The 13,200-nt window shown below is 69.5% G+C and carries 14 protein-coding genes; 4 read left to right on the forward strand and 10 right to left on the reverse strand.

The annotated features are described in order from the left end of the window. Nucleotides 1-10: 10 nt before the first annotated feature. Complete coding sequence (locus BM310_RS07090; RefSeq protein ID WP_089805958.1) at nucleotides 11-1,099, reverse strand: DUF7544 domain-containing protein; 1,089 nt, start codon at nucleotides 1,097-1,099, stop codon at nucleotides 11-13. A 100-nt stretch (nucleotides 1,100-1,199) separates the two neighbouring features. On the opposite strand from BM310_RS07090, the gene BM310_RS07095 reads away from it, so the two are divergent. Next, nucleotides 1,200-2,315 (forward strand): aminopeptidase P family protein, encoded by a 1,116-nt coding sequence (locus tag BM310_RS07095; RefSeq protein ID WP_089805960.1) that lies wholly within the window; start codon nucleotides 1,200-1,202, stop codon nucleotides 2,313-2,315. A gap of 102 nt (nucleotides 2,316-2,417) precedes the next feature. Beyond that, on the forward strand, nucleotides 2,418-2,597 hold the full coding sequence (locus BM310_RS07100) for a hypothetical protein (protein WP_089805961.1): 180 nt from the start codon (nucleotides 2,418-2,420) through the stop codon (nucleotides 2,595-2,597). A 23-nt stretch (nucleotides 2,598-2,620) separates the two neighbouring features. On the opposite strand, the gene BM310_RS07105 is transcribed toward BM310_RS07100, so the two are convergent. The 6 genes from BM310_RS07105 to BM310_RS07130 form a co-directional block, all read right to left on the reverse strand. Then, nucleotides 2,621-3,730 (reverse strand): phosphotransacetylase family protein, encoded by a 1,110-nt coding sequence (locus BM310_RS07105; protein ID WP_089805963.1) that lies wholly within the window; start codon nucleotides 3,728-3,730, stop codon nucleotides 2,621-2,623. A gap of 3 nt (nucleotides 3,731-3,733) precedes the next feature. Then, complete coding sequence (locus tag BM310_RS07110) at nucleotides 3,734-5,827, reverse strand: acetate--CoA ligase family protein (protein ID WP_089805965.1); 2,094 nt, start codon at nucleotides 5,825-5,827, stop codon at nucleotides 3,734-3,736. A 141-nt stretch (nucleotides 5,828-5,968) separates the two neighbouring features. Further along, nucleotides 5,969-6,271, reverse strand: coding sequence for a hypothetical protein (locus BM310_RS07115; protein WP_089805967.1), 303 nt, complete (start codon nucleotides 6,269-6,271; stop codon nucleotides 5,969-5,971). A gap of 41 nt (nucleotides 6,272-6,312) precedes the next feature. Beyond that, complete coding sequence (locus tag BM310_RS07120; RefSeq protein ID WP_089805969.1) at nucleotides 6,313-7,527, reverse strand: putative manganese transporter; 1,215 nt, start codon at nucleotides 7,525-7,527, stop codon at nucleotides 6,313-6,315. A gap of 108 nt (nucleotides 7,528-7,635) precedes the next feature. After that, nucleotides 7,636-8,157 (reverse strand): YbaK/EbsC family protein, encoded by a 522-nt coding sequence (locus BM310_RS07125; protein WP_089807068.1) that lies wholly within the window; start codon nucleotides 8,155-8,157, stop codon nucleotides 7,636-7,638. 35 nt (nucleotides 8,158-8,192) lie between these two features. Continuing rightward, a complete protein-coding gene (locus BM310_RS07130; RefSeq protein WP_089805971.1) occupies nucleotides 8,193-8,510 on the reverse strand; it encodes a MazG nucleotide pyrophosphohydrolase domain-containing protein in 318 nt (105 codons plus the stop codon). Nucleotides 8,511-8,672: 162 nt separating this feature from the next. Here BM310_RS07130 and BM310_RS07135 point away from each other — a divergent pair, with 162 nt between their 5' ends. Further along, nucleotides 8,673-9,515, forward strand: coding sequence for a ZIP family metal transporter (locus BM310_RS07135; protein WP_089805972.1), 843 nt, complete (start codon nucleotides 8,673-8,675; stop codon nucleotides 9,513-9,515). Between the two features lie 66 nt (nucleotides 9,516-9,581). Here the strand turns inward: BM310_RS07135 and BM310_RS07140 are convergent, their stop codons facing one another. Together BM310_RS07140 and BM310_RS07145 are read right to left on the reverse strand one after the other, a co-directional pair. Then, entirely contained in the window at nucleotides 9,582-9,866 is a 285-nt protein-coding gene (locus BM310_RS07140) for a DUF7545 family protein (protein WP_089805974.1), read from the reverse strand. Nucleotides 9,867-9,959: 93 nt separating this feature from the next. Then, nucleotides 9,960-11,066, reverse strand: coding sequence for an NAD(P)/FAD-dependent oxidoreductase (locus BM310_RS07145; RefSeq protein ID WP_089805976.1), 1,107 nt, complete (start codon nucleotides 11,064-11,066; stop codon nucleotides 9,960-9,962). Between the two features lie 233 nt (nucleotides 11,067-11,299). On the opposite strand from BM310_RS07145, the gene BM310_RS07150 reads away from it, so the two are divergent. Then, nucleotides 11,300-11,587, forward strand: coding sequence for a DUF357 domain-containing protein (locus tag BM310_RS07150; protein WP_089805978.1), 288 nt, complete (start codon nucleotides 11,300-11,302; stop codon nucleotides 11,585-11,587). Nucleotides 11,588-11,626: 39 nt separating this feature from the next. On the opposite strand, the gene cysS is transcribed toward BM310_RS07150, so the two are convergent. Continuing rightward, nucleotides 11,627-13,114 carry a cysteine--tRNA ligase gene (gene cysS, locus BM310_RS07155; protein WP_089805980.1) on the reverse strand — a complete coding sequence of 496 codons (1,488 nt, stop codon included), beginning with the start codon at nucleotides 13,112-13,114 and terminating at the stop codon, nucleotides 11,627-11,629. Nucleotides 13,115-13,200 lie beyond the last annotated feature (86 nt).

Consider the following 13,200-nt stretch of genomic DNA (forward strand, 5'->3'; position numbering starts at 1 on the left):
CGGCCGAGACTCAGGCCGCGACGGCACCGTCCGGGCCGTCGTCGTCGCTCTCGCCGTCGCCGTCGTCGCTCCCCTCGCCCACTCCCTGTGAGGACGCGCCGACGAGGTCCAGTCCGGGGTCCAGTCGCCCGAGGACGTACAGCGCGTAGTACCGGAGGAAGACGACGACGGGGACGAGGACGAACGCGCTGGCGAGGGCGACGGTGGCGAGGTAGCCGACGGCGACGACGCCGAGCAGCGCCCACCCGAGGAGCGAGAGGCCGCCCGCAGACGCGGCGGCGACGGCTATCGCGCCGCCGACGAGGACGAACGGCAGGGCGACGAGGACGGCGACGAACAGCGTCGCGGCGGCGAACACCGCGCCGACGATGACGCCGGCGGAGACGCGAATCACGACGTACAGCGCGAACTCCTCCCACTCCGTGCGGAGCGTCGGGGCGAGTCGCCGCCAGCCGTCGACGACGCCGCAGTCCGCCGCGAGCATCGTCGGCACGACGAAGTCGGCGGTCAGGCGGAACAGGAGGGCAACGAGGAGGGCGACGGCGACGCCGAGGAGGAGAACGGGCAGGAGAGCCACGAGGGCGGCCGGGCCGAGCGAGACGCCGCCGAGGAGGACCACGGCGGCGGGCGCGCCGACGACGAGGAGTGCGAGGAGGAGGACGCCCGCCTCGAAGCCGAACAGGCGGAGGCCCTTCCCGAACCGCTCGCGGAACGGGCGGCGGACGCGCACCGTCCGGTCGGCGAGGGCGGTGACGAGGACGAACTCCATCACCGCGGCGACGAGCGAGAACACGAGGGCGAGGAGGACGACGACGGCGGCGACGGCCGCGACGCCGTACGCGAGCGTCCGCGCGTCGGGGAGCGTCCCCGGGTCTATCGGCGGCATCCCGTCGAGGAAGCCGTCGAACGCGCCGAACGCCGGCGCGCCCGGGGTGACGGAGCCACCGACGTTGGCGTTCACCGAGACGTTGCTCGCGCCGGCGCCGACGAAGACGACGACGAGGGCGAGGCGGAGCCACGTCCCGAGGGCGAACGGGAGGAGGAGGTCCGCCGTCGCCTCGCGCGCGTCGTCCAGCGAGTCGATGGCGTGCCACGACATACGCGTCGCTGCGTCGGGTGAGGGGATAAAACGCCGGGACCGCGCCTCCGCGGGCGGCCGGTCCCCGCACGTTCTTTAGCGGAGACGCGGAACGTCCGGTATGGCGACGACACCGTACGAACGCCGGACGCGCGACGCGCAGGCCGCCCTCGCCGAGGCGGACGCGGACGCGCTGGTCTGCTTCCCCAGCCGAAACCTCTCGTACCTCTCGGGGTTCGCCGAGGAACCGGGCGAACGCCACCTGTTCCTCCTCGTCCCCGCCGCGGGCGACCCGACGTTCCTCGTCCCCGCCCTCTACGAGTCGCAGGTCCGCGCGGCGACGTGGGTGGAGGACGTGCGCACGTGGGCCGACGACGACGACCCGGTGGCGGCCACGGCGGCGGCCGTGGAATCGCTCGGACTGCCCGAGAACCCGCGCGTCCTCGTGGACGACACGATGTGGGCGACGTTCACGCAGGATCTCCGGGCGGTCCTGCCCGACGCGACGTTCGGACTGGCCAGCGAGGTGGTCGCTCCGCTCCGAATCCGCAAGGACGACGCCGAACTCGACGCCCTCCGGCGCGCGGCCGACGCGGCGGACGAGGCGATGGCCGCCGTCCGGGCACTCGGCGCCGACGCCGTCGGACTGACCGAGTCCGAACTGGCCGCCCGCGTCGAGTCGTTCCTCGCCGACGCCGGCGGGCAGGGCGTCTCGTTCGAGACGGTGGTCGGGTCCGGTCCGAACGGCGCGATGCCGCACTACCGCCACGGCGACCGGACGATAGAACCGGGTGACCCCGTCGTCCTCGACTTCGGGACGCGCGTGGACGGCTACCCGAGCGACCAGACGCGGACCGTCGTCTTCGACGGCGACCCCTCCGAGACGGTCCGCGAGGTTCACGAGGTGGTCCGGGCGGCACAGGAGGCGGCCGTCGACGCCGTCGAACCCGGCGTGACCGCCGCGTCGGTGGACCGCGCGGCCCGCGAGGTCATCGCGGACGCGGGCTACGGCGACGCGTTCGTCCACCGGACGGGCCACGGCGTCGGACTCGACGTCCACGAGGAACCGTACATCGTCGCCGGCAACGACCGCGAAATCGAACCGGGGATGGTGTTCAGCGTCGAACCCGGCGTCTACCTCGACGGCGAGTTCGGCGTGCGAATCGAGGACCTCGTCGTCGTCACCGCGGACGGGTGCGAGCGACTGAACGACAGCGACCGCGGGTGGGAGTGCTGACGGCCGCCGTCTCGTTCTCGGGCGTCGCTGCCGCCTCGCTCCCGGGCGTCGTCGCCGTCGCGGACGCGACAGGGGTTTGACCCCCGGGCACGGAGGAGACGTATGGTCACGAGAGAACAGCGGGTGGTGCTGACGGGCGTCGTCCTCTCGATACCCGCGACGTACCTCGTCTACACGCTCACCGGGTCGTTCCCGCTGGCGGGCGCGACGCTCCTCGGTCTCGGGTTCGTCATCCCGTCGGGCATCAACGGCTACCGCGACGAGGAAACGACGAGAGGATAGGCGGTGCGACGGCGCGAGGGGGCCTACTCGTCGGCGGCGTCGTCGCTCGCGTCGTCGCTCGCGTCGTCGCTCTTCTCGGGACCGATCAGCGAGTCCACGTCCGTGTGCTCGAAGAGGAGGTCACGCATCAGCGACACCGTCTTCTCGTCGCGGGTGCGGCCCGTGTGGACGACGTCTTCGGCGCGGTCCACCACCGACAGCGTGTCGCCGTTGACGAGCATCACGGGCACGCCCTTCTCCTTGGCCTTGCCGAGGACGGCGGCGGGCGGGCGATGCCCGCCGGTGAGGATGATGGTCTTGACCCCCGGCGCTTCGAGGGCGGCCGTGATTATCTCCGAGCGGTCGCCGCCGGTGATGACGGCGGCGTTCTTCGTCCGGCGGAAGTAGCGCAGGGCGGTGTCGCCGCCCATCGCGCCGACGAGGAACCGTTCGACGTAGGCGTCCTCGTCGCCGTCGGTGACGACGTCCGCGCCGAGTTCGTCGGCGAGGTCCTCGACGGTGACGCCCGCGAGTTGCTGTTCGCGCGGGACGACGCCGAGGACGGGCACGCCGCGCCCCTCGAGGAACGGGACGACTTCCTGTTCGAGTTCGTCGAAGACGGCGTCTGTGACGCCGTTGAACAGGACGCCCGCGAGTCGGTCGCCGAACTGTTCGGCCGCGGCGAGGACGTCGTCCACGTCGCCGGGTTTCTCGTAGCTAGAGACGAGGAGGACGCCCGCGTCCAGTCGGTCGGCGACGTCCACGTCGGTCAGGTCGACGATGCCGCCCGTGCTCCAGACGCCGCCGCCCTCGACGAACATGAGGTCCTTGCCCTCGGCGAGTTGGCCGAAGTACTCCTCGACGATTTCGCCGAGTTCGTCGCCGTCCTCCTGCCCGCGAATCGCGCCGTCGATGAACGTCGGCGAGTAGATGACGGGCTCCATCTGGTGCATCTCGGCGTCGAGGCCGAGAATCTCTCGGGCGAGCATCGGGTCCTCGTCGAGCGTCTTGCCGACGTTCGACTGCAGGCGCGTGCCCTTCGGCTTCATGTAGCCGACGGACTGGCCGCGTTCCTGCGCGAGTTTGCCGAGTGCGAGCGTGACTGCCGTCTTGCCGGTGCTTTCGTGGGTCGAGGTGACGAGTAACGTGTTCATGGCTTACAGTTGGTCGGGGTCCACCGTCAATCGCACGTCCACCGCTTGGACGCCGTCGGGGGTGGCGACGAGGGGGTTGATGTCCAGTTCGAGGATGGCCGGGAAGTCCGTGACGAGTTGCGAGAGGCGCTGGATGGTCTCCGTGACGCCCTCGACGTCGACGGGGTCGCGGCCGCGCGCGCCGCGGAGTAGCGGCGCGGAGTCTATCTCTTCGGTCATCTCGTGGGCTTCGGACTCGGCGACGGGCGCGACGCGGAACGTCGTGTCTTCGAGCACCTCCACGAAGATGCCGCCGAGGCCGAACATGAGGAGGGGCCCGAACTGCGGGTCCCGGTTCATGCCGACGATGGTCTCGACGCCGGCGTCGAGGTCCACCATCTCCTGCACCTGCACGCCGATGATGTTGGCGTCGGGCTGGTAGTTCCGCGCGCGCGTCACGAGGTCCTCGTAGGCGTCGTACACCTCCTCGTTCGGCACGCCAACCTTGACGCCCCCGATGTCGGACTTGTGCAGGATGTCGGGGCTGACTATCTTCATCACGACGTCGCCCTCGATGCGTTCTGCGACTTCCAGCGCGTCCGCCGGCGCGTCCACGATGTCGCCGTCGGGGGTGGAGATGCCGTAGGCGTCCAGCAGGTCCATCGCCTCCACGCCGAGGCGGTTGTCGCCGCGGCCCTCCACGGCGGAGAGAATCTCGCGGGCGCGTTCTTCGTCCACGTCGAACGTCGTCGGCGCGTCGTACTCGCGTTCGGATATCTCCTTGAACCGCGAGAGCGCGTCGAGTCCGTCCACCGCGCGGGCGGGGTCGAAGTAGTTCGGGATGCCGGCGTCCGAGAGCGCTTCGGCCGCCGGTTCGACGCGTTCGCCGCCCATGAAGCAGGCCGCGACCGGCTTGTCGTACTCCTCCTGCAGTTCGACGGTGTCGGCCGCCAGTTGCTCGTAGTCGAGGACGGCCGTCGGCGCCGAGAGGACGACGGCGCAACCGACGTTGTCGTCGCCGAGGGCGAGGTCCAACGCCTCGCGGAACCGGTCGTTGTCGGCGTCGCCGACGATGTCGACGGGGTTGTAGATGTTGCCCTCGGCCGGGAGTTTCTCGGAGAACGCGTCGAGCGTCTCGTCGGTGAACGTCGCCATCGAGAGCCGCGAGGAGCCGACGGCGTCGGTGGTCATCACGCCCGGACCGCCCGCGTTCGTGATGACCGCCACGTCGTCGGTGTCGGGGAGCGGTTGGCTCTCCAGCACGCGCGCGGCGTCGAACAGCGACTGGACGGAGTCCGCGCGGATGACGCCCGCCTGTTCGAGGCCGGCCTCGTACGCCTCGTCCGACCCGGCGATGGTGCCGGTGTGACTGGAGGCGGCCTGCGCGCCGGCGTCGGTGCGGCCCGACTTGACGAGGACGATAGGGGTGTCCTGCGTCACCTCGCGGGCCGTGTCGATGAACGTGCGGCCCTCGGAGATGCCTTCGAGGTAGCCGATGATGACCTCCGTGTCGTCGTCTTCGCCCCACGTCTCGACGAAGTCAGACTCGTCGAGGACGGCCTTGTTCCCGAGCGAGACCACGTCTTTGAAGCCGATTCCCTGGTCGTTCGCCCAGTCCAGCACCGCGGTGATGAACGCCCCGGACTGGCTCATGAACGACATGTTGCCCGAACGGGCGTTGTCGGGGCCGAACGTGGCGTTCAGTCCCGTCGGCGTCGACATGATGCCGAGGCTGTTGGGCCCGACGAGGTTGATGTCGTACGACTCCGCAACCTCGACGAGTTCCTGTTCGCGCGACGCGCCTTCGCTTCCGGTCTCGCCGAACCCGGCGGTGATGACGACGACGTTGCGGATGCCCGCCTCGCCGGCCTCGCGAACCGCGTCCACCGCGATGTGCGGGGGGACGACGATTATCGCGAGGTCGGCGTCGGACTCGCCGACGCCCGCCACCGCCGGCACGCCGAACACCTCGTCGTAGTTCGGGTTTACGGGGACCACCTCCCCGTCGAAGTCCTCGACGAGGTTCTCCATGATGGCGCGACCGACTGAACCTTCGCGCTCTGTCGCCCCGACGACGGCCACGCGTCGCGGGACGAACAACTCGGATAACTCTCCCATCAACGTGGGAGTACTCCCCCGCACCGCTTAAAACCGGGTACGTACGGTCTCACGTGGGTCGTGCGGCCGTATCTCGCTCACGATTGTTGGTCACAGACGGGGCGGTGGCGGCGACAGGTTCGCCCCGACGACCGACGCCGCTCAGATGGCGTCGTCCGGGTCGTACCGCTCCCGCGTCCGGTCGGCCGCCTCCGCGTACTGCGCTCTCTGGTCCGGGTCGTCCACGTCGCCGAGGCTGCTCGCCTCGACGTCGAGGGCGGCCGTCGTCTCCCGCACGTCGTCGAAACTGGTCAGCGACCGCTCCTTGCGCAGGTAGCGCGACCCGTCCGGCGTCGCGTAGACGAGGATGATGATGTTCTGTTCGTCGTCGGAGTACGTCCGTTCGACCAGCCAGACGCGCGTCGTGGCCGCGCCGTCGGCCGGTGCGTCGGTGTCCGTGTCCATACTGTGACGTTCGCGGACGAGGGGGATAGCTGTTGGCCGGTTCAGAGGACGCCGAACCCGAACTGTGGCAGACCGAAGACGGCCGTCCAGACGTAGTGGAGGGCGACGCCGACGACGAGGGCGGGAATCGTCGTGTAGATGCTGGCGACGACGGCCGCCGTCTTGTCGATGGCGATGAGGGGGAACAGGGCGTCGCCGTCCTGACTGATGGCGTTCGCCACGAGCGCGGAGAACGGAATCGCGCCCCCGGCGTAGGCGGTGGCGAGGACGATCTGCGGCCCGCACCCGGGGACGAGTCCGACGAGGGCGCCCGCGACGGGCGCGAGGACGCCGGCGGCCGCCGCGGCCGCGGCGACGTCGAACCCGGTGAAGGCGATGCCGTACTCGTAGAGCAGGTACGCCGCGACGACCCAGACGGTGACGAACGACGTCTCCATCGCGGCGTGCGTCAGCGTCTCGGAGACGCTCCCGAACGTGTCGCGCGCGCGGCCCACGTCGCCGTGGCCGACGTACTTGCGGCCGACGAAGTAGAGGTACGCCGAGAGCGTCGTCCCGAGGAGGCCGGCGACGGTGAACGCGCCCGCGAACGTCGGGCCGGCGACCATCGGCACCTCCGGTGCCCCGCGCAGGAGGTAGAGGACGCCCGCGCCCAGGCCGACGGCGGCGGCGACCCACCACGCGGCGAGGGCGGCGCGCGTGACCGTCCGCATCAGTTCGGAGTCGCGGACCGGCCCGTCGCGGGCGTCGCATCCGGCGGCCTCGTCGTAGTGGTGGACCTGATTCCCGGCCAACGGCGCTGCGACGCCGCCGTCGGTGAGGGCCGGATGGAGGCGCTTGACCGCGCTGTCGACGCGCGAGACGCCGAGGCCGAACGTGTCGATGGCGTAGCCGAACAGGACGGCCGCGACGAACGCGATTCCGTACGCGTACAGCGCCGCCTCGGGAGCGAGAACGAGGATGACGAACGCGGCGTCGCCGGCGGTGGCGACGAGCGTCGCCACGACGGTGCCGAAGGAGACGGACCCGCGGACGTACAGCGGCATCACGACGATGGCGCCGCCGCATCCCGGCGTGAGCCCCAAGACGGCACCGACGAGTGGGCCGGCGCGCCGGTTCTCCTCCAGTCGCCGCACGAGTCGGCCGTCCGTCCGGTACTGGAGGTAACTGAAGGCGAGGACGGTCACGGCGACGAACGCGCTCACCTGCACGAACCCGTCGCGAACCGACCCGAGGAAGATATCGAAGAGTTCAGTCATCGTTCGCTCCGCGCGGACGACGGTCTCTCGCCGCCACCGCGGTTATGTGGTACATCTAAATAATATATTAGGCGCGTCTAAAAATAAAGGTATGCTAATCGAATTGCGTCACTCGGAGACAGTAATCGTCTCCGCGTCGGCCAACCGGCGGAGTTCCGCGGGCGAGACGGGGAACACCGCCTCCGGCGTCCCCGCGGCGGCCCAGACGGTGTCGTACCGCGAGAGCGACTCGTCGAACAGGACGGGGACGGCCGTCTCGTGACAGAACGGGGGAACGCCGCCGATGGACCACCCGAGGCGGGCGCGAACGTCGTCAGGGTCGGCCATCGAGACGTCCGCCGGGGCGACGCCGAGGTGCGCGGCGAGTCTCGACTCGTCCACGCGGTTGGCACCGCTGGTGACGACGACGACGAGCGATTCGGCGGCGTCGCGAGGCGGCGTCCCGTCGCCCTCCGAACCGGGTTCGGAGACCTCGAAGACGAGACTGCTGGCTATCTGTCCGACGTCGCACCCGACGGCCGCCGCGGCGTCCTCGGCCGTCTTCGTCCCCTCGGGGAACTCCTCAACGGTCACCTCGAAGTCGTACCGGTCCCGCGCGGCCGCGGCGAACTCGCTGGCTCTCCGATGCATGCTGTCGAACCGCACGCGGCCGGGGGGCTAAAAACTCACTCCGTCGCGTCGGACCCCGGTGCGCCGGCGTCGTCGATGCGCGCCTCGTACTTGGCTATCGACTCCTCCAATGCCGCCCCCGCGTCCACGTCGAGTTCGTCGGCGAGGGCGTACAGGCAGAACAGGGCGTCGCCGAGTTCGTCGCGGTTCACCTGCAGGTCGTCGGGACGCGCGCCGTACTCGCTGGACTTCGTGGCGTCCGCGGCGAGTTCGCCGACTTCGGCGGCGAGGTCGAGGAGGCGGTAGGCGGGCGGGGCGTGCAACTCGTGCGCGTCCAGAAACGCGGCCACGCGATGTTGTCTGTCGTCTGTCACAGTTTCGCTGCCCGAGCGAGCGTCTTAACTGTTCAGACTCGACGCCGCCGGCGAGGACTGCCCCGTCGCCCGCGCGCCGCCGGCGACGAATCCGCGGTTTAGGTCCGCCGAAAGCATCAGAAATCTGGAATGTTTATCTCCGTCCGGCACGTACGTTCGAGCATGGCCCTCGGCAACTTCGTCTTCGTCTTCGTCGCCGGCTTCGTCACCGCGTTGGCGACCGGTCTCGGCGCGATACCGTTCTTCTTCGTCGACGACGTGAGCGACCGCTGGAACGTCGCGCTGTGGGGTCTCGCGTCGGGCATCATGCTGTCGGCGTCCGTCTTCGGACTCGTGCTGGAGGCACTCGGCGAGTACGTCTCCGTGTCGCTGAACGGCGTCTCGGCGTCGCCGGTTCCGACGCGGACGTACGCCCTCCTCGCCGTCGGCCTCCTCGCGGGCGTCGCCCTCGTCGTCGTCGCCCACCGGGTCATCGACGGCGCGGAGGTGAACCCGCGGCGGTACGAGGAGGCCGACTTCCGCAAACTGCTCCTCATCCTCGGCGTCCTCACCGTCCACAGTTTCCCCGAGGGCGTCGCCGTCGGCGTCTCGTTCGCGGACCTCGGACTGGAGGGTGGTCTGCAACTGTTCGGCGTCGCCGTCCCCCTGTTGGCCGTCTTCATGACCGTCGCCATCTCCATCCACAACGTCCCCGAGGGCGTCGCCATCTCCATCCCCCTGCGGGCGATGGGCGTGCCGAACTGGAAACTCGTCTGGTGGGCGGTGTTCTCCAGTCTCCCGCAACCCATCGGGGCGGTCATCGCCTTCTACTTCGTCCGACTGGCGCGGGAGTTCCTGCCCGTCGGCTTCGGCTTCGCCGCGGGCGCGATGATATACCTCGTCCTCACCGAGTTCATCCCCGAGGCACTCGAACTGGGCGAGGGCCTCCCGCGCGGCGGCCGGCGCGAACTCGTCGCCGGCATCACGGGCGGCGTCCTCGTGATGATACCGCTCGCGTTCCTCTGACCGGCGAGAGAAGAGGAGAGACGGAGGAGAAGAGAAGAGAACGAAACGGCCGCTCGGATTCGTCGCTCAGTGACTGTGGCCCATCGCTTCGGCCATCGAGATACCGAAGCGCTCCTCGAATATCTCCTCCATCTTCTCGTTGAGTTCCGCCAGGTCGCCCGGCGTCTCGCCGTCGCTGTGGTGGGTGGCGACGTGCGCTTGCTGTGCGAACGACTGCACCACCAGGTCGGCGACGACGGCCGTCGGATCCTCGCCCTGTTCGGTGAAGACGTCGACGAGGCCCTCGGGCAGTTCCACGTCTTCGGTGTCGCCGTCGGGTCCCGCTATCGTATAGGTCTCGGTTTCGACCATGTCCCCTCTGGGTCCTCTCGGCTTAAGGGTCTGTGGGAATCTGACTGTCGGCCGACGGAACCGAAATACGGTGAAAAGCGGCGTCTTCGGTCGTCAGTCGTCGGACTCGGCGGCCGCGGGTTCGGGTTCCGCCGCCTTCGACTCGCGTTCGAGGTCCTCGAGGTAGTCGTCGGCGTCGAGGGCGGCCTTCACGCCGTCGCCGCCGGCCGTCGCCGCCTGCTGATAGTGGTAGTCCACCACGTCGCCGGCCCCGAAGATGCCGGGCACGTCGGTGGCCGTCTGGCCGCCGCCCTCGCCGCCCTTGGCCTTCACGTAGCCCTCGTCGTCTCGTTCGACGCCCGTGCCTTCGAGGAAGTCGGCGTTCGGCGTGTGGCCGATGGCGTAGAACACCGCGCCCACGTCGAAGTCGAACTCCTCCGTCTCGGGGTCGTCGAGTTTGTCCGTCGGGTGGCCCTCGGGGTTCCGAACCATCGTCACGTGGTCGACGCCCTCCTCGGGGGTCCCGTGGAGTTCGGTCACCTCGGTGTTGCGCATGATTTCTATCTCGCCGTCTTCGACTTTCTCCATCACGCGGTCGATCCAGTAGTCCTCCGCGCGGAACTCCTCGCGCCGGTGGGCGATGTACACCTTCGAGGCGAACTTCGTGAGGAAACTCGCCTCCTCCATCGCGGCGTCGCCCCCGCCGACGACCAGAATCTTCTCGTCGCGGAAGAACGCGCCGTCGCACGTCGCACACGTCGACAGACCGTACCCCATCAGTTCGTCCTCGCCGGGGATGCCGAGCGTCCGCGCGGAGGCGCCCGAGGCGGCGATGATGGCGTCGGCGGTGTAGACGTCGCCGTTCTTCATCGTCACCGTGAACGGTCGCTCGGAGGCGTCACCAGACTGCGTCTGGTTGCCCGCCGAGGTTCCCTCGGCGACGTCCACGTCCGCGACGATGCCGTGGTCTATCTCCGCGCCGAACCGTTCGGCCTGCTTCTTCATCCGCTGGATGAGTTCGGGGCCGGAGATGCCCTCCGGGAAGCCCGGGTAGTTCTCGACTTCCGTCGTCAGCGTCAACTGTCCGCCGGGTTCGTCGCCCTCGAACACGAGCGGTTCGTTGTTCGACCGACCGGCGTAGATGGCCGCGGAGAGCCCGGAGATGCCGGACCCGGCGATGATGAGTTTCCGATGTTCCACGAACGCGTCGTCCTCGCTCATGCCTCGACGTTCGCTAGTCCGGACCTTTTAGGTTCCGCTGTCGTGCGCGAGAGCCGTCGCAACCGCCACGCGCTACCGCGGTACGGAGCCGCACGCGGCCGCCGCGACGGGCGACCGGTCGGTCGACTCACCGTGTCCGACGGCGGCCGGGCGTCGCGCCGGCCGGCGGTCCGACGCGTCTCACCACCGGTCGAACGGCGGGCTTCATACGCCCGCGCCGCCGAGGTGTTCGCATGCCCGCGGACTTAGAGGAGAAGACCGACCGCTACGGTCGGATGCTCGCAGACGCACTCGCGGCGGCGACGGTGGCCGTCCCGCCGGGAACGCCCCTCGGCGACGCCGCGACGGAGATAGAGGAGATGGCCGTCTCCTACCTCGAGGACGGCCGGCACTTCCGCGAGACGGACGACCCGGTGAACGCCCTCGCGTCGTTCTCGTACGGGTACGGCTGGCTGGACGCCGGCGTCAGGATGGGGCTGTTCGAGGTGCCCGACGACACGGACCTGTTCACGACGGAGTGAGGCGTCCGTCTCGCCGTCCTCGGCGCGGTCCGCGTCCGCCTACTCGAACCGGAACGACGGGCCGTCGTCGGAGTCCTGCACCTCGACGCCGAGCGCTTCGAGTTCGTCGCGGAGTTCGTCGGCGCGGTCGTAGTTGCCGGCCTCGCGTTCGGTCTCGCGCACGTCCAACAGGAGCGTCACGAGGTCCTCGGCCACCGTCACGTCGCCGCCGTCGGCCGGGCCGCCGAAGCCGAGGCCGAACACGTCGCCGCCGAGGTCCTCGAACGCCTCGGCGGCCTCGCGCAGGCCGCGGTAGTCGTACTCGTCGGCGTCGCCGACGTGCGTGTTCACCGCCCGCGCGAGTTCGATGAGCGCGGCCATCGCCTCGCGGACGTTGAAGTCGTCGTTCATCGCCTCGCGGAACTCCTCGCGGGTGGTCTCCACGGCGTCCCGCAGGTCGTCGTCGGTCACGGTGGCGTAGGCGTCGGGACTGTCGCACGCCTCGACGGCCGCCTCGTAGGCGCGTTCGAGGCGGTCCCAGCGCTCCTCGGCCTCCGCCATCGCCTCGTCGCTGAACGTCTGTTCGGCGCGGTAGCCCGTCGAGAGGTAGAACGTCCGAATCACGTCCACGCCGAACTCCTCTAAGGCGTCGCTGACGGTGAAGAAGTTGCCCAGACTGGAGGACATCTTGTCCTCGTCCATCTGGAGGAGGCCGACGTGGAGCCAGTACCGCGCGAACGTCTGGCCGGTGGCGGCCTCGCTCTGGGCCACCTCGTTCTCGTGGTGGGGGAAGACGAGGTCACGGCCGCCGACGTGGACGTCGATGGTCTCCCCGAGGTGCGTCATCGACATCGCCGAGCACTCGATGTGCCAGCCGGGTCGGCCCTCGCCCCACGGCGAGTCCCACGTCTCCCCGCACGGGTCGTCGACGGGGTCTAACCCCTCGTGGCGGTGTTCGGCGACGGCGTCGGGCGAGACGGCGCCCGCCTTCCAGAGGGCGAAGTCGGCCGGGTGGCGCTTCTCGGCGCGTTCGTCCGCCTCGCCCTGCGCCTCCATCTCCTCGACCTGCTGGTTCGACAGCTTGCCGTACTCCTCGAACGTCGTCACGTCGAAGTAGACCGACCCGTTCGACTCGTAGGCGTGCCCGCGTTCCACCAGCGTCTCCACGAGGTCGATTATCTGCGGGACGTGTTCGGAGACGCGGGGGTAGACTTCGGCCCGCTTGAGGTTCAGCCCCCGCATGTCGCGGATGACGTGGTCGGTGAAGTGGCGGGCGACCGCCGGTTCGCTCTCCCCCAACTCGTCCTCGCCGATGCGCGCGGCTATCTTCTCGTTGACGTCCGTGAAGTTCTCGACGTGGTGGACGGTGTACCCCTCGTGTTCCAGCCACCGGTGCATCACGTCGGCGTGCATCCAGAGGCGGGCGTGGCCGAGGTGGGCGTCGTCCGAGACCGTCAGTCCGCAGACGTAGAGCAACACGTCGTCGTCGTCCTGTGGTTCGAACTCCTCGCGTTCTCCCGTCAGGGTGTTGGTCACGGACAGCGTCATCGGTACGTGATACTCCGCTCGCGTTTTTCAACCCGTCGGAACGGGCGGTGAGGCGACGGGAGACCGGACGCGACGCCGAGCGCACC

It is taken from the genome of Halogeometricum rufum (genome assembly GCF_900112175.1).
Lineage (GTDB): Archaea > Halobacteriota > Halobacteria > Halobacteriales > Haloferacaceae > Halogeometricum > Halogeometricum rufum.